13 protein-coding genes are annotated in these 17,215 nt (G+C 59.7%); 12 read left to right on the top strand and 1 reads right to left on the bottom strand.

What is annotated here, in order from left to right; all coding sequences use genetic code 11:
- Positions 1 to 202 precede the first annotated feature (202 nt).
- The 12 genes from OKW41_RS40245 (at position 203) to OKW41_RS40190 (ending at position 12,074) form a co-directional block, all read left to right on the top strand.
- Positions 203 to 1,885, top strand: a complete 1,683-nt coding sequence (locus OKW41_RS40245; RefSeq protein WP_429575906.1) for a glycosyltransferase — start codon at positions 203 to 205, stop codon at positions 1,883 to 1,885.
- An 84-nt stretch (positions 1,886 to 1,969) separates the two neighbouring features.
- Positions 1,970 to 3,088, top strand: a complete 1,119-nt coding sequence (locus OKW41_RS40240) for a DegT/DnrJ/EryC1/StrS family aminotransferase (protein ID WP_429575905.1) — start codon at positions 1,970 to 1,972, stop codon at positions 3,086 to 3,088.
- A gap of 17 nt (positions 3,089 to 3,105) precedes the next feature.
- Positions 3,106 to 3,330 carry an acyl carrier protein gene (locus tag OKW41_RS40235; RefSeq protein WP_018418810.1) on the top strand — a complete coding sequence of 75 codons (225 nt, stop codon included), beginning with the start codon at positions 3,106 to 3,108 and terminating at the stop codon, positions 3,328 to 3,330.
- Positions 3,331 to 3,334: 4 nt separating this feature from the next.
- The gene (locus tag OKW41_RS40230; protein ID WP_429575904.1) at positions 3,335 to 4,372 is read left to right on the top strand and encodes a ketoacyl-ACP synthase III; all 1,038 of its coding nucleotides are present in this window, start codon (positions 3,335 to 3,337) and stop codon (positions 4,370 to 4,372) included.
- 2 nt (positions 4,373 to 4,374) lie between these two features.
- On the top strand, positions 4,375 to 5,130 hold the full coding sequence (locus OKW41_RS40225; protein WP_429453883.1) for an SDR family NAD(P)-dependent oxidoreductase: 756 nt from the start codon (positions 4,375 to 4,377) through the stop codon (positions 5,128 to 5,130).
- A gap of 1 nt (position 5,131) precedes the next feature.
- The gene (locus OKW41_RS40220) at positions 5,132 to 5,776 is read left to right on the top strand and encodes an acetyltransferase (protein ID WP_429453885.1); all 645 of its coding nucleotides are present in this window, start codon (positions 5,132 to 5,134) and stop codon (positions 5,774 to 5,776) included.
- Positions 5,777 to 5,780: 4 nt separating this feature from the next.
- Entirely contained in the window at positions 5,781 to 6,896 is a 1,116-nt protein-coding gene (locus tag OKW41_RS40215; RefSeq protein ID WP_429575903.1) for an aromatic ring-hydroxylating oxygenase subunit alpha, read from the top strand.
- Positions 6,893 to 8,092: an FkbM family methyltransferase gene (locus OKW41_RS40210; RefSeq protein ID WP_429575902.1), complete on the top strand. Its 1,200-nt coding sequence runs from the start codon at positions 6,893 to 6,895 to the stop codon at positions 8,090 to 8,092. Before OKW41_RS40215 ends, OKW41_RS40210 begins: the two co-directional genes overlap by 4 nt.
- 17 nt (positions 8,093 to 8,109) lie before the next feature.
- The gene (locus OKW41_RS40205; protein ID WP_429575901.1) at positions 8,110 to 9,027 is read left to right on the top strand and encodes a sulfotransferase domain-containing protein; all 918 of its coding nucleotides are present in this window, start codon (positions 8,110 to 8,112) and stop codon (positions 9,025 to 9,027) included.
- Complete coding sequence (locus OKW41_RS40200; RefSeq protein WP_429453893.1) at positions 9,028 to 10,218, top strand: FkbM family methyltransferase; 1,191 nt, start codon at positions 9,028 to 9,030, stop codon at positions 10,216 to 10,218.
- A gap of 12 nt (positions 10,219 to 10,230) precedes the next feature.
- Positions 10,231 to 11,376 carry an aromatic ring-hydroxylating oxygenase subunit alpha gene (locus OKW41_RS40195; protein WP_429575900.1) on the top strand — a complete coding sequence of 382 codons (1,146 nt, stop codon included), beginning with the start codon at positions 10,231 to 10,233 and terminating at the stop codon, positions 11,374 to 11,376.
- Between the two features lie 23 nt (positions 11,377 to 11,399).
- Entirely contained in the window at positions 11,400 to 12,074 is a 675-nt protein-coding gene (locus tag OKW41_RS40190) for a hypothetical protein (protein ID WP_429575899.1), read from the top strand.
- Between the two features lie 126 nt (positions 12,075 to 12,200).
- Here the strand turns inward: OKW41_RS40190 and OKW41_RS40185 are convergent, their stop codons facing one another.
- Complete coding sequence (locus OKW41_RS40185; RefSeq protein ID WP_429575898.1) at positions 12,201 to 17,090, bottom strand: tetratricopeptide repeat protein; 4,890 nt, start codon at positions 17,088 to 17,090, stop codon at positions 12,201 to 12,203.
- Between the last annotated feature and the right edge of the window lie 125 nt (positions 17,091 to 17,215).

The following is a 17,215-nucleotide window of genomic DNA, read 5'->3' as shown; positions in this document are numbered from 1 at the left end:
TGCAGCTTGCTTTCAGGGGGGCTGCGCCTGGCTTCAAGGGCTGGTCATTGGATTCATTGCGCATTTTCGCTATGTCATAGCTTGCGCGAACCCGGCGTTCCCGCATCTGCGGAATTAGGCGCTAAAGGCGTGCCTGTCTGCCGGATCAACATTCCGTAGCGGCCGCTACACTGCCCGATCGCTTAATTCAGCCGCCAGTCGTATGCCCACAGTCAGCATCCTCATTCCCGCGTTCAAGCCGGCATACCTGGCCAAGACTTTGGCGAGCGCCTGCGCTCAAAGCTTCACGGACATCGAAATCCTCGTCGGCGACGACACGCCGGACGGCATACTGCGCGAGATTGTCGATGGAGCGAACGATCCGCGGATTCGATATTTTCACCACGGATTTCAGGACGGCCTGCGCAACCAGGAGCAGTTGTGGGCGCAGGCTAGCGGCCGGTACGTGAAGTGGCTTTACGACGACGATCTTTTGATGCCGACCTCGGTCGCCACGCTGGTTGCCGCGCTCGACAATCATCCCGAATCGACCCTGGCCTTTCATCAGCGCGTCGTCATCGACTCCGACGACAAGGTGATCGACGTGCCAGCCGCACTGATCCAGCCCGGCGAGACGGCGCTCCTCGATCGCGCGTTTCTGATCGAGAACGTGGTGGTGACCGCCAACAACTTCCTCGGTGAACCAAGCAACGTCATGCTTGTGCGCGAGCGGGTCAACGTCGGCGCCATGATGAAGTACAGGGGACACGGATTCATCTATCTGACCGATGTCGCGATGTATCTGAACATGGCGGAGCAGGGGCCGGTCGTCCTGGCTGGCGGCTACCACAGTTGCTTTCGGCGGCACGCGACGCAAAACTCCGGCGTGGCGAACCCTTGGCTTGCGGCGGGCTTTTACGAATGGGAAATCATGGTGCGCGGCGAAGCGGCCGCCGGGACCATCGGCGCGGAGGCGCTCGGCAAGGCTCGCGAGCGGCTCGGCGAGGTTTACCGCTTTGCCATTGAACAGCGCGGCCTGTCTGGGCTTGAACCGTTGAAACAGAGCCTGGACGAGCTGGGGCGCGTGCCGCCTCGCGAACTGCCGGCGTCTCGCCGGTTTCTCGACGGCATCGCCCACTCGCGCGCGGTGGCGGCAGCAAAGAGCCGCAAGCGCGTGCGGCTCGTCTGCGCCACGCGGGGTGACCAGCAGCAGTTCATGGCCGAAACCGCGCTCGGCCGTTCGCTGCGGCTATACAGCTCCGCCATGCGTGAAGACGACGTGCAGATCAGGCTGACGATCAACAACACGCAAGGGCTGCCTGCGATCTACAACGCCGCGATCGAGGCGGCGGCCAATGATCCGGCGATCCTCGTCTTTATCCACGATGACGTTTGGCTTGCCGACTTTTTCTGGCAGGAACGCATCCACACGGCACTCGACCACTTCGATGTGGCCGGTATCGCTGGCAACACGCGCCGCGTGCCGGGGCAGCCGGCCTGGCATTCGACGACGCTCAGCTTTGAACAGGACGCGGAGCATCTGAGCGGAAACGTTGGCCGCGGTCGGGGCATGCCCTGCGACGAAGTCGATCTGTTCGGGCCATCGGAGCAAGAATGCAAGCTGCTCGACGGCTTGATGCTTGTCGCCGATAGCGAGACGCTGCTTGCCCGCGGTGTCCGGTTCGACGAACGTTTTGCGTTCGACTTCTACGATCTGGACTTCTGCCGGCAGGCCGAACTGGCTGGCCTGCGGATGGGAACGTGGGCGTTAAGCGTGATTCACGAGGGCGGGCGTCGGTACGGCACCGAGGCGTGGCTCGAAGGCTACATCCGGTATCTGCAGAAATACGGCGAAAAGGCGGGGCATGACATGCCGGTCGCGCAGGTTTATGCCAATGAGGCGTAGTGAGGGGGAAAAGCCCCTTAGTTCGCCGGACTGAAATGGCGGCGCGAGGGTCAAAATCTCGGGACCGACTTATCTCGATTACCCATGAAATCGCCCGGCCACACGCCCATCTATGTCACCCAGCCGTACATGCCACCGCTGGAGGACTTCATTCCCTATCTGGAAAAAATCTGGGACTCCAAGCGGCTGACCAATCATGGGCCGATGCACGAGCATCTCGAGAAAGCGCTCGCCGAGTATCTCGGCGTCGAGCACATCGCACTCTTTTCCAACGGCACACTGGCGCTGGTCACGGCCCTGCAAGCCTTGCGCATCACCGGCGAGGTCATCACGACGCCGTACTCCTTCATCGCCACGGCGCACTCCCTGCGCTGGAACGGCATCGAGCCGGTCTTCGTGGACATCGACCCGGTCACGCTCAATCTTGACCCAGCGAAGATCGAAGCGGCCATCACGCCCAAGACCACGGCTATCCTGCCCGTGCATTGCTATGGCAATCCCTGCAAGGTCGACGCCATTCAGAAGATCGCCGACATTTACAACCTGAAAGTCATATACGACGCCGCGCATGCCTTCGGTGTGGGCGACGAAGGCGGCAGCATCGTGCGGCACGGCGACCTCTCCGTATTGAGCTTTCACGCCACCAAAGTATTTACGACCTTCGAGGGCGGCGCCATCGTCTGCCCGGACAGGAAGACCAAAGAACGCATCGACAACCTGAAGAATTTCGGGATCGTCGACGAAACCACGGTCGTCGCACCGGGCATCAACGGCAAGATGGCTGAGGTCAATGCCGCCTTCGGCTTGCTGCAACTGCAACACATCGACAAGGCACTGGCGCGCCGCCGCGAGATCGGCGCGAAGTACGGTGAGCTGTTGAGAGACGTTCCGGGCATCGAATGCGTCCAGCAACGGGAGGGGAATGGCAGAAATTTTTCGTATTACCCGATCCTGGTCGGACAGGAATATCCGATCAGTCGGGACGCGCTTTTTGAGCGATTGAGGGACAAGGGAATTCATGGCCGCCGGTATTTCTATCCGTTGATCACCGAGTTCCCGATGTATCGCGGCATGTCTGGCGCTTCGCGCGGCAATCTGCCGGTGGCGACGAAGGTGGCAGCGGATGTGATCTGCCTGCCGATTTATCCGAACCTCACGAACGATGAGGTCGAGAGGATTGCTGCACTGATTGGAGATAGTTGATGACTACCGAGTATGTAATGCCCAGCATCGAAAGCTTTATTGAAAATTTTCTGGTTGTCACCGATTTTCAGAATCCGGTGGAAGTGAAACCGGAGACGGAATTGAGCAGCCTGGAAGAATGGGATTCGCTGGCTGCGCTGGGCGTGATCGTGATGTTCGACACGGAGTTCGGCAAGGTGATCTCGGGTGACGACCTGAAGAAGTGCGCAACGATCACCGACCTTTACAAACTGCTCGGATAAGAACATGGCATTTTCCACTCTGCGCAATGTGCGTTTCGCAGGCATGGCGACCTGTGTGCCCAGACGTGTCTATGACAACGTCCTCGATGCTCCGCCGCAAATCCGTTCGGAGCGCGAGCGCCTGGTGCGCAATATCGGCATCAAGACGCGACGCCTTTGTCCGGAGTGGCAATGCTTTTCCGACCTCGCTTTCGATGCAGCGGAGAAGTTGCTCGCTGAGTTGGAGTGGGCACGTGAAGAGATCGATGCGCTAGTTGTCGTGACGCAGTCGCCGGACTACCTGATTCCATCGACAGCGATCATCCTGCAGGATCGCCTGAAGCTGTCGCAGGCGACGATTGCCTATGACGTGAACCTCGGCTGCTCCGGCTATCCCTTTGGCTTGCATCTGCTGGGTAGCATGATTGCCGCTGGCGCTATCAAGAAGGCGTTGCTGCTGATTGGGGATCGTTCGGGCAATCTTCGCGATCCTTTGTTCTCCGATGCCGGCACGGCGACGGCACTCGAATTCGATGAGAAAGCGCCGCCGATGCACTTCGACCTCAACAGCGACGGTAGCGGTTACAAGGCCATCTGCTTGCCGGTCGGCGGACATCGGGAGCCGGTTGGTATTCACCATTTGATCCCGACTCGCGATGAAGGCGGGTTTTTTCATTCAGGACTGGACCTGACGCTTGATGGTCCAGCCGTGCTGAGTTTTTCCACGCAGCGTGTACCGCTTGCAGTGGAAAAGATTCTGGAAAAAACCGGCAGGAGCAAGGACGACATCGACTATTTCGTCTTTCATCAGGCCAACAAGATGATCAACGAAACCATCCGCAAGAAGCTGGGTTTGCCGGTGGAGAAAGTGCCTTCCACCTTGCCGGATTTCGGCAATACCAGCGGCGCATCCTTGCCGGTGACGATGACGGCCCGTTTGCACGAGGTGCTGGGCAAAGCCCGGCATCGCTTGTTGTTGAGCGGTTTCGGTATTGGCCTGTCGTGGGGCACGGTCATTATGGATATTGAAGGCGCCAAGTTTCCGGCATTGATCGAGTCATGAGTATGGAAAACCCGTTCTCGCTTTCCGGGAAGCGCATCCTGGTCACAGGGGCTTCATCCGGCATCGGTCGCCAGATCGCGATTTCCTGTTCACAGATGGGCGCGCAGGTCGTTATCACGGGCCGCGACCGCGAACGTTTGAAGCAGACGCTAGAGATGCTCGATAAATCGGCATCGGCAGGACATCAAGCAGTTCAAGCCGAACTGACGGATGCGGCTGAGAGGGAGATGTTAGTCGCTGCGCTCGGCGGCGTTGCGCTGAATGGAGTCGTACATAGCGCGGGTATCTCGCGTTTGAGTCCGGTGCGAATGTTTACCGAGGCACATTTGCGCGAACTGCATTCCATTAATGTCGAAGCCCCCATGCTGCTGAGTCAGGCTTTGCTCAAGCGTAATTTAGTGGCTGCGGATGGCTCCCTCGTGTTTATGGCATCGATTGCAGCGCATATTGGTGTCGCGGGAGTCGCAGCATATTCCGGCACCAAGGCCGCATTGATTGCCATGATGCGTTGTCTTGCTATGGAAGTCGTTAAGCGCCGTATTCGCGCCAATTGTCTTTCACCAGCGCTCGTGGAAACGCCCATGCTTGACAGCCCCGGGGTTATGGTGGGGTTGCTAGAGAAGGAGCAAGGCAACTACCCGCTCGGCTTCGGCAAGCCCGAAGATGTGGCCAATGCCGCTGTTTTCCTGTTGTCGAACGCCAGCCGCTGGATCACCGGCACGACGCTGGTGATGGATGGCGGCTTGACGATCAGCTGATATGTCGAACTCTCCTCGCCACCTGTTGATTGTTGGGGCCGGAGGTTTCGGTCGCGAAGTACTGAGCTACATCGAGGACGACAATCCTTTATTCGAGGTGAAAGGCTTTCTCGATGGCCGTGCCGGTGCGCTCGATGCAACGCCACGCGACGTGCCGATCGTCGGCGATCCGCTGACGTACCAGCCATTGCCGAACGAGGTCTTCATGGCTGCGCTCGGCGATCCGCAGCAGCGTTTCAAGTACACCGCTACGCTCCGTGACGTTCATGATGTCGATTTCGCGACCGTCGTGCATCCGCGTGCAAATGTGAGTAAGCACGCAAATCTGGCACATGGTTGCATCATCGGCCCAGGCGTAGGCCTCTCGGTCGATACGCACGTCGGTGCCTTTACCTGCATCCAGGAATACACGGTCGTCGGTCACGATGCGCGTATCGGCGAGTGGTGCCAGATTAACAGCCATTGCACGATTGCCGGCGGCGCCCGTATCGGCAACTTTGTCACGATTCATCCCAACTGCGTGATTACCAGTCGTGCCGTCATTGGAGACGGTGTCACCGTTGCGCCGGGCAGTGTTGTCATCGGACGGATTCCGGCCGGTATCACGGTCCTGGGCAATCCGGCCAAACGTTTTTCTTTCCGCTGATTTTATGCCGACTCAACAGATTCCGCCCCGAGCTTACGTCGATTCTGCCCATCACGAAAACGAGCTGAATGGTTTGTTTCGTCAGTCGTGGATTTTCGCTGGCCTGAAACTGGAACTGCAGGGCAACGTGCATCAAGGCATGCGCCTGGGGAATACGGAGATCGTTCTGCAATGCGACGAAATGGGCAAGCCGCGCGCTTTTCTGAACGTGTGCTCGCATCGTCATGCCCGTTTGTGCGAGCCCGGGACTCATCGCGGGTTCGTGCGCTGCCCGTACCACAGTTGGGTGTACGACAAATGCGGCGTTCCTCTTAGCATTCCCCAGAAGCAGGCATTTCCTCAAGTAGTCGCGGAGCCGAAGAAGTTCCGACTGCATGAGTTTGCTTGCGACACGGCAGGACAATTCATCTTTGTGCGCCTGTCGGAGGAGGGGCCGAGTCTGCGCGACTATCTCGGTTCGCAATATGTCTTCCTCGAAAATGCAAGCGAAGGCATGGACACGGTGCTGGACGAATTCCGCGAAGATGTCGCGGCCAACTGGAAAGTCGTCATCGAAAACGCCCTGGAGGGCTATCACGTCCCCTCGGTGCATTCCGGCACATTCATGGAGGTCGACGGGATGAGCCGCGAAAAAGAAGCTCCGCGCTTTTTCTTCGACGAGGCCCGACACAGTCACCTGGAGCACGATGCCAACGCCGATTGGGTCGCTCGTTTCAAGCGCATGGAATCCAGAATCGGCCGCTGGCCGTGGCCTTTCGAGCATTACACGCACCATCACATTTTTCCGAACCTGACCGTGACGTCCTTCATGGGCTATAGCTTTCACGTGCAGCGTTTCGATCCGACCTCCGTGGAGACCACGACGGTACATTCGCGCACGCTCGGCGTGAAATTCGAAGGAAGCACGGAGGCCGGGAAAAAAATGATGGAACACATCTACGCAGATGGGCACGCTTTCACGAGGAAGGTGTTTGCGGAAGATGGCGGGATTTGTGCCAAGGTGCAGGCGGGTGTGCGCAATGCGACGAAGCTGGCTGTTCTCGGCGAGGGAATCGAAGACCGTGTTCGTCATTTTCACCATGCCTATGTTGCAGCCCAACCAATCGAAGGACAGAAATGAGTGCCGTTGATATCGCAGGAAAATCTGCGGAAGAATCGTTTTATCGTGCGTTGGAGCAATATCGGGAAGATGCAGCGTGGTTTGTCACCGACAATGCACGCAAGGTGATTGGGAAATACGGCAAGGCGACGAAATACGTCGTGCTTGGCACGAAAGATTTCGGCGCACAGTTTATTGCCGCACTTGGCGAAAAGGGAACGGCGCTGCATGTCGTGGATGATTTCAAATGTCATCGCGGCGAGCAGTTTTGGGGCGTGGATATTATTTCCACCGACGTGTTCCTCGAACTGGTAAAGAAAGACCCATCCATCGTTGCGATCAATTCCTGCCGCTACGATCATTCCAAGCGCTTTTTCGACGACCTTTGCCGTCGCCATGACATTCCCTGTCTGAATTTTGAGCAGGCGGTGCGTGTGCTCGATTTGAATTCTTCGCTCGACTATCGCGTCGCGGATTGGGGGCGAGTCATTGCAGACCGTGCCGACGGGTTCGCTGCTTTGTCGAAACGACTTGCGGACAGCTACTCGCAAGAAACGCTTTGGCGCGTCCTCACCTTTCATCTGACGTGCGACCCGGAGTGGTATCTGAACGTCGCCAGACAATATTGCACCTTGTATTTCCGTTCCGGACTGTTGTCTTTTACCGAGCACGAAAAATTCGTCGATTGCGGTGCCTCCATCGCGGAATCCACGACAGGCTTGATCGGCACGACAAAGGGCAAGTTCGATCGTGCGTGGATGATTGAGCCGGATCACATCAACATCAAGACGCTCCGGCAATTCCTGCGGCGGTATGCAGGCACGGAACTGGAACGCAAGATCAGTCTGCATCCTTATGCCGTCGGCGAGAGTCGGGCGCAGGTGCCGTTCAATCATGTGGGTGGCCACGGCGGTTCCATTCTTCCTGGCGGCGATGAGAAGCCCTCGGGTATGGTCGAGCTTCGTCCCGTCGATGAGATCATCGATGACGTTCCCACCTTCATCAAAATGGACATCGAAGGTTTCGAGCTGCCGGCTCTCAAGGGAAGCATCAAGTCGATTCAGGCCGGACATCCGAAGATGGCGATTTCGGCTTACCACCGCGCTACGGATTTGCTGGATCTCCCTGCGTTCGTGGATTCCATCGAGCCGGGTTACCGGATCGGCCTGCGTCACCACACGGAAGACCGGTGGGACACTTGCCTGTACTTTTACTGAGCCGGCGAAGGAAAAGCATGGCAATCAGTAATATTTTTATCGCCGGCATGGACAAGTGCGGTACGACTGCACTGTCCCAATGGATGGTCGATAACGATCTGGCCGAAGACAGGGTGCCGGGAATCAAGGAACCTGCGCTGTATGTCAACGATGAACCGCATCCCGGCAAATTCCGCGTTCCAGCAGGGCGCCCGTTGCTAGACGCCACGGTAGCTTATTCCAAGAGCGCCGATTACGTCCGATTATTGCCCGAGCACGAGACCAGGATTGTCATTTGCTGGCGTAATCAGCTCGATCGGTCATGGTCGTTGTACAAGATGCTGAAGGTCTTTGAAAGAAGCGGTGCGGAACTCGATAGCTATTTTCATTCGTTCTGGAAGAGAGTGGGGGCGGAGGAATTCAGGCGCCAGACCTTTTTCGAGGTTATCGAGCATTATTTCCCACGGCGTCTTCACGACGTGTTCAGGCGATACGTCGAAAAGGAAATGGAGCATATCCGCACCCATAGCTTTGTCGAGCGCGTCGAATACGAAATGAGTTTTTATCTCTCGCGGCAGCAATGGCCGTTCTGCTCCGTGCTTGCCGGTGGGTTTTATTACCGCCCAATCCGCATGCTGCTGGAAAAGTATCTGCCGCAGGACATCGCGGTGATCTCGGTCAATCAGCTTGCCGACCAGGATCGACGCCGCCATTTCGTTCGCGAGGTGTTCGAGAAGGAAATCGAAACTCCTGACGTGCCTCTGTCTTTCTCTAATGAAAACATCGAGCTGGAAGAACCCAAACCGGATTTCCACGACAGGAAGTTCGACACGCTGCGCGCGTGTTTTCGCTACGACCTGGAACAGGCTCGTGAGCTGGTCAAAACGACATTGTTCGGAGACAGTCTTCTTGACCATGCCGGACTGGATCGCTATTTCACTGAACCGACAACATAAATGACGAACGCTTCCCTATCCTTGCGCGAGCGGTTGCTGCGCGCCTTTGCCGACGATACGGCGCCCGCACGCGCCGCTGCCAGTCTGAAGGGCGTGGCGCTGGTCGTCTTCGGTCCCGGCTCATTCCTCGCATCGATTCATCTGCCGGGCTTGCTCGCGCGCGGGGCGAACCTGGTGTTGGCTGTGGACGACTGGTCCCGCACGGAGGAAGTCTCCGGCATCCCTGTGTGCACATCGGCGCAATTACCCGCGGAACTGGCGCGGCGGGTGCCAACAGGCACGGAGGTCAAGGCCGTCGATTTCACGCAGAGCCGCTATGGGCAGGCCCGTTTCCGCGCGCTGGCCAGGCACTTGGGCATGCCGATTCACGGCCTTGTGGAATTGCTTGCGGCGTACGATTGCCCCGGTGTTTACGAGCCTGTCTTGCAGTATCGTGCGCGAACCCGGGAACGTGCCGATGACTGGCTTGCATTCGCCGAGCGGCTCGAAGACGAGCGGAGCCGCGAAACCTTATATGCCGTGCTGCTGCAGCGCCTGGAATTCGATTGCCGTGCGCTGGATTCAGTCATGGCCAGTCCGCACGACGAATATTTTGGCGTCGGTCGCGCACACAGCGAAACATTCACGATCGGCACCAGGGAGCACTTCGTAGATTGCGGTGCGCATACCGGCACGGTTGTCGCCAAGTTGTTGGGCGCGACCGACTGGAACGTGGCAACTGTGCATGCGTTCGAGCCGGATGCGCAAAACTATGAGGGATTGAACAAGCTGATGCCCTATCCGTTGCCTTTCATGCACACGCACCGCTGTGCGGTATCCGACCGTAGCGAGACGTTGCGTTTCCACCAGACCGGCACGATGGGCAGTCATGTCAGTTCCAGCGGAGGGGTCGAGGTGCCTTGCGTGAAGCTCGACGACGTGGTCGAAGACGCCACCTTCATCAAGATGGATGTCGAAGGTTTCGAGGCGCGCGCCTTGCGCGGCGCAGCGCAGCTGATCGCCCGTGCGAAACCGAGAATGACGATTGCCTCTTACCACTATGCGAACGATCTGCTCGACGTGGCCGATACGCTGCGCGAAATCGTCCCTGGGCATCGCCTGCGCTTGCGTCATCACTACAGCTTCTTCTACGACAGCATCATCTACGCTTCGCCACGCGATGATTGGGCGCCGCTGACACGGGCCGAATAGGACGCAGTCGATATGGCTCTTGAATCGAAGCTTCCACCGCAATGCTTCTCTGATCCGGCAATCTTTGCCGCCGAGCAGTCCATCCTGTTCGAGCGAACCTGGCAATTTGCATGCTTGCGGACTGACGTACGTGACGACAAGGACTTTGTGACTGGCAACATCGGCTCACAGCCTTTCGTGTTGCAGAACTTTCGCGGCCGTCTGGCTGCATTGCATAACGTGTGCTCGCATCGCGCGGCACCGTTGCAGCCAACGGAGCGCGGTAATCGCGGCCTGCATTGTCCGTATCACGGATGGGTCTATGATCCATCCGGCGTGCCGGTTGGCATTCCGCACAACGAGACGTTCTATCCCATCAGTGTGGAGGAGGCCAGATGTCTGGCTGCGAAGTCCTTTTCCCATACAGCGTTGGGAAACATGGTGTTCGTCTCGGCCGCGCCGGATGCTCCCTTGTCTTCGCAGTTGGGAGAGCACACCGATTTGCTGGCGAATATCGGCAACGCGCTCGACGACATCAGCTTCCGCACCCGTATCCATGCCGCGTGTAACTGGAAATTCCTGATGCATAACGGCTATGACGACATTCACGCGCAGTTTGTGCACCCGTTGTCGTCGCTGGATACGCGAGATTATATTGGCGCGGAATGGCTGTCTCATCCTTTCGACAGCGATGTCGAAAGCATTCCAGCTGGTTACGGCAGACGGCATGCGTTGCTCAAGGTGATGATGACGCAAGCGGCGCAGGCGCGTAATGCTGCGATATTCAACGGCTGTCTTGCGAATAGAGAGTTTGCGTTCGATCACTACATGCATCTTGTCCTCTGGCCCAACGTCATCATTACTTCTGTGCAGGGGCTTTGGTACAACATCGTGCGTTATCGTCCAACCTCCGAGTCCTCGACGGAAATCGACGTGTCGGTTGTTCCGGGGCGTCAGAAAGATGGTCAGTCCAGAGTCACGCCGGACATTCTCTATCACCTGGCGCTTAGCGGCTTGCGAGTCTTCAACGAGGATATTGAGGCTGTCGAATCCAGCCAACGCGGCATTGCGTCGGTCCGGCGACATGCCGTATTGGGCGAACGCGAAGACAAGATAATCAATTTTGATAGCGCCTACGTCGCGGCCATGACGCTGGCCGGTATCGAAATCGGCGCATAAGCGGGATACGGGAACGCTATTTCATGAGTCGCAAGATCGTCGTTTTTGGCATTAGCCCCTTCTCCCGGATGGTTTGTTCGTTGTTTGCGGACAGCGGTGCGGATACGGTTGTACGTACGGCACATCAGCGTTTCATTCCGCAAGACGAACATGGCGATTTGCCTTTCGTGCCATTCGAGACATTGGCGCAGAGCCATCCGCCACATGAGTATGAGGTATTCGTTGCGCTGGAACATGCACGGCAGAACGTAGTGCGCGCCGAGATCGCCGAAACTGCAAGACAGCAGGGCTATCGGCTTGCTTCGTATGTCAGTCCTTCGGCACAGCTCGGTGCGCGTGTTGTCCTTGGCGAGCACAGTCTGGTTCTCGAAGGTGCCATCGCGCAATACGATGTGCGTATTGGTAACAACGTCATCGTCGGGGCCAGGTGCTTTTTCGGTCAGGGTACCGAAATCGGTGAGAACGCCTACTTCGGCTCTGCCGTATTCGTCGATCGTTTTTCAAAGATCGGCCGCCATTGCACTATCGGTAGCCAGGTACGTATTGCCGAATCGGTCAAGGTTCCGGCCTGGTCGTATCTCAAGGCGTTTGAAGATGTTCATTCTTCATTGACGGAACCTGTTTTCATCCATGAGGCACTTCGGGCTTCAGGTCGCATTGTTGATCGTCGGCTTGCAGCGGGAAAGGAGGGGATCTGATTCGGGCCTCGCAGATGGCGCGTGATCCAGCGGAACACTGCGCCGATGCCGTTCGGCAGATATTTCACCGGCGATTGGCGTAGCCTCGAAAAATCAGCTTCGTTCACTGGCTGCGCCTGCAATCTACTAGCTCCCGTATTTGCGCAAATACCGCTCGTACCCCTCACGCCATCCCGGCGACCCAAAAGCCCCACCGCTTTCGTGCACCACGCTCAACGGCCAGGTGCCCATGCTCAGGCCCTTGAGTTCGGCCTCGCGACAAAAATCCATGTCATAGAAGTGGAACTTGAACTGCTCGTCGAATCGCACGTCGCGGCTCACGAGCGTTTCGCTGTCGGCAATCAGCAGGAGACCGTCGAGGAGCTTGCATTCCTGGGCGACCGGGCCGAAGTTCGATATCTCGTTGCACGGGAATCCCTTGCCGTGGCCGACCGTCCCGCTCAGGTACCGGCGCTCGTCCCAGCGCAGGTCCGGCGAGACGAAGGCCCATGAGGGCTGGTGCGGCACGCGGCGCAGGTTACCGGCAAGGCCCACCACGTCGAAACGCGTCAGCGATCGCCGCACGCGCAGCTTCCAGAAGAAGTCGCTGAGCCAGATGTCGTCGTGAATGAAGACGAGAATCGCCGGATCCTGCCTGGCGTGCTCGATGGCTTCGTTGTAGATGCTGGAAAGCCCGCGCGAGTTGTTGTCGAACAGTTGGAGTTGGACGTCAGGCTGGTTCGCGTAGGGCTTCAGCGTCCGGCCCAGTGCGGTTTGGTTCCAGAACTGCTCGCGGCTGCAACGGGTGCCGCAGACGAAACGGATCGGCTTGATTGCTGCGGGGACGCCGGCTGCCTTCTCGCTCGACGTGACCGATGCCGCCGTCGTTCCGGCGGCGGCTTGCGTATCGCTTTCGCGCGCCGCGACTGGCTGCGCCGGCGCATTCGCGTCGCGCGCCGGAACCTCGAAGTGTGCGGGTTCCAGCCCGTCGCACCAGCGTTGCCACATCGCGCGCAGCGCACGCGATGCGGCCTCGGCAATCGTGCCCGCGCTGATGAGCGAGGACTGCGCGCAGTGCGCTCGAAGCTCGCGGCGCACCATGGCTAGCGCATCCAGATCGGCGGCCAGCGCGACGCACTTGCGCACAAAATCGTTCTCGTCGCGCGCAACGAATGCGTCGTCGATGCCGAGGTGCGAGAGCCATCCCGTGCTGCCCCGACTCGCCATCGAGAAGCCGGGCAGGGTCACGGTCGGGACGCCCATCCACAGCGCGTGCATGGTCGTGGTCGAACCGGCGAACGGAAATGCGTCGAGACACACGTCGATCTGATGGTGCTGCGCCAGGTAGGCCGCCATCCCCGCGCGTGGCAGGAAGCTGATGCGGCTGGCGTCTATGCCCTCGTTGGCGAATAGCGCGCTGACCTTGCTCATTTGCTCGGGCGCCACAATCGCGCCGATGACCATCCGCGAATGCGGCACCTCGCGCAGCACGCGCGCCCACAGCGCGATGACTTCCGGCCCGATCTTGAGTAGCTTGCTGAAGCTGCCGAAGGTCATGAAGCCGTTTTTCAGGGCGGGCAACGCGTTGACGTCCGGCGCGTGCGGGTGCGGCTTGAACGGTGCGAGCGCCGGCAGGAACACGAGCTTTTCGGAGAACTGCCCGGCGAACTGCTCGAGCGGCGTGACGAAGCGGTCCGACATGTAATAGTCGATGGCCGTCAGACCGGTCGTCGATGGATTGCCGATCCAGCTCACCTGCACCGGCGCTGGTTTGTGCGCGAATGTCACGAGCCGGTTGCGGCCGGTATGGCCGGACAGATCGATGAGAATATCGATGCCGTCGCCGCGGATTTTTTCAGCGAGCACGGCATCGCTGATGCCGGAAACCGGGTGCCAGCCTTGGGCATGGGCGCGGATCTGGTCGGTGTAGCCGTCGCTGACCGTGTGGTTCGAATAGAAGTGCAGTGCGAGGCTCGTGTCGCGTGCCAGATTCTCGACGATCGACAGCAGGAAATAAGCGATTGGGTGATTGAACAGGTCGCCCGAAACGAAGCCGATCTTCAGACGCCGCGACGGATTGCGATCATTGGCGTGCTTTGGCCGGCGCGCGCGCAGGTGCGCCTCGTGGCGGGTCGCGAATTCGCGGTATTCGGCGAAGGCGCTCGCCGCATCGAGCCCGTTCTTGTGCATCAGGCAAAACAGCAGGTTGCTGTGCACCTGCGCCTGCGTCGGCGCCAATTCGAGTGCCCGGCGCAAGGCCGATTCGGCCTCTTTGCTCTCGCCATACTCAAGGAGTGCGACGCCGAGCGCGTCGTACGCGAGAGCGTTGTCCGGTGTCAGCGCCACAGCACGGCGGAAACAGGCGATGCTCTGCGCGTGTCGGCCCATTGACTGCAGGACGACGCCCAAGGTGTGATGCAGTCCCGCGCTGTCGGGGTGGCGTTTGAGCGCCTCGCGGCAGTGCGTTTCGGCTTGCTCGAACTGGCGCGTGATTTTCAGCGCGTCGGCCAGCAGTGTCTGTGCGGAAAGCGTGTCGGGCAGCAGGGTGGCGGCACGCTCAGCGGCGCTCGCGAACTCAGTGTGCCTGCCCGCGCGCTGCAACGCGCACGCAAGGGCGAGCCAGCATTCGCCGTGCGACGGGTATTGCTGCGTCAAGCGATGCGCGGTCTTGAGCGCCGCTTCGATTTTTCCCTTGCCGAAGAGATCCGTGTATTGCCGCATTTCCCTGGCGCTTGCGCGTCTGTCATCGCGTCTTGCGGGCGCGGCTGCGTCCGCTACCGCGATGTCGTGTTCCGGGTGCGGATCGGCGGCTGGTACACCGGTTTCGGCTGGAACCGGCAAAGCGGCGTCGAAATGCTCGGGCGCGAGTCCGTCGCACCAGCGCTGCCACATGATGCGCAGCGCGCGCGATGCGGCGTCTGCGACCGGTTTCGCACTGAACACTGATGACTGCGCGCAGTGCTGGCGAAGCTCGCGGCGCAGCGTCGCGAGAGCGTCGATGTCGGCGGCGAGTGTCACGCACTTGCGCACGTAGTCGTCCTTGTCGTGCGCGACGAAGGGCGCGTCGAGCCCCAGCAATGAGAGCCAGCCGGTGCTGCTGCGGCTTGCCATCGAATCGCCGGGGAGCGTCACCGTGGGGACGCCCATCCACAAGGCTTGCAGTGTCGTGGTCGAGCCGCCGAACGGAAACGCGTCGAGACAGACGTCGATCTGGTGGTGCTGTTCCTGATAACCGAGCATGCCTTTGCGCGGCAGAAAGCCGAGCCGCGCCGCGTCGATCCCTTCAGCCGCGAACCGCTCGGTCAGCTTGTCGATCTCGTCCTGACCGGAAATCGAACCGATGACGAGACGCGCATCGGGCACCTCGCGCAGTACACGCGCCCACAGCGCCACGACTGCTGGCCCGATCTTGCTCATCCGGCTGAAACTGCCGAACGTCAGAAAGCCATTGCGCGACGCGGGCAGTTCGTCGACGGGCGGTGAGTTTTCCGGTGCCCTGAACGGGGCGAGGGCTGGCAGGAACACGAGCTTTTCCGAGAACTTGCCGGCGAACTGTGCGAGGGGCGTGACGAAACGGTCGGACAGGTAATAGTCGATGGACGTCAGGCCGGTCGTGGCGGGATTGCCGATCCAGCTGACCTGAACCGGCGCCGGTCTATGCGCGAACGCTGCAAGCCGGTTGCGGCCAGAATGGCCCGCGAGGTCGATCAGAATGTCGATGCCGTCAGCGCGGATCTGCTGGACGAGCGCGCCGTCAGGGAGGCCGTACACTTCTCGCCATCCATCGACATGCCCGCGGATCTGTGCGGTGACGCTGTCGCTGGCCGGATTGTTCGAATAGAAGTGCAGCGAAAGGCCGTTGTCCCGCGCGAGATGCTCGACGACCGGCAAAAGAAACGACGTCACGGGGTGATCCACCAGATCGCCCGAAACGAAGCCTATGCGCAGGCGCCGCGACGGATCGCGCGGATTCGCATGGCGGGGCCACTGCTCGCGAAGGGGCGCTTCGTGTCGCTTCGCGAACTCGCGGGCCTCGGCCTGGAACATCGCCATGTCGCGATCGACCTTGTGCATCAGACAGTGAAGCAAGGCGGTGTACGCGCTCGCATCCATCGGGGTCAATTCGAGTGCGCGGCGATACGCAGTTTCCGCTTCTTCATTCTGGCCGTGTCCGAGCAGAGCAGTGCCGAGCGTGCCATAGACGTCTGCATGGCCGGGTGCCAGCGCCGCGGCGCGGCGGCAACTGGCGATGCTGTCGGTGTAGCGGTGCATACCCGTCAGGCTGTTCGCCAGCATGCGATGCAGTTCCGCATAGTGGGGGAATTGCTCGAGCGCCTCGCGGCAGTGCGCCTCGGCGCGCGGCCAATCGGCGATGGCGCAGAGTCCGCTTGCCAGCAGCATGTGGGACACCAGATCGTTGCGGAGCAGCCGCACGGCGTGCTCCGCAACGGGCACGGATTTGGCGTACTGCCCCAGACGCTGCTGGGACAGGGCGAGTGCTCGCCAGCATTCTCCGTGCGACGGATAGTGCGTCGTCAGACGAAGGGCGATGTTCAGCGATGCCTCGATCTCGCCTTTGCTGAAGAGGGCCGCGTGCTGGTTCAACTCCTCTGTGCTCGCGCGACGCGTATCACTGGAGGGCATACGGGCGAGCAGCGTAGCGAATGCCGGCTCGCGTACGCCGAGCTGCTGTGCCGCGTCGCATGCCGCGCGGGCGGCTTCGTTCTGGCCGCTCTCGATGAGGGCATTGATGTAGCCGACCCAATACGCGCCGTTGTCCGGTTCACGGCCGAGTGCGGCTTCGAAATGCGGCCACGCCTCGGCCGGCCGGCCGGTTTGCACTAGCAGCAGGCCGAGGTGATGATTTGCAGAGGCGTGATCGCGAATCGCCTCGAGAATCGCGGTGTAGTGCGAAGCGGCCTGGTCGAATTCCTGCCTGCGATGATGCTCGAACGCCGCCTGCATGACGACCGCAATGTCGCGCTCCAGCTGTTGTTCGAGCTCCAGGGCGTCGGTTGGGTGGGAAGGAGTGGACATGTCGAATTCGCGCGTAGATCGCAAGGAGGCTGAGTTTGCAATTATGCGGTGGGGTCTGCTGCCCCGATGCGTCGAGCTAACGCCAAAACGGTCGTCAATTTGGCGGGATATCCGGAACTGTCGCT

The organism is Paraburkholderia sp. UCT70 (assembly GCF_050434085.1).
Classification (GTDB): Bacteria; Pseudomonadota; Gammaproteobacteria; order Burkholderiales; family Burkholderiaceae; genus Paraburkholderia; species Paraburkholderia tuberum.
The sequence above is the reverse complement of the archived record's forward strand: the minus strand, read 5'-3'. Positions and strand labels throughout refer to the sequence as shown.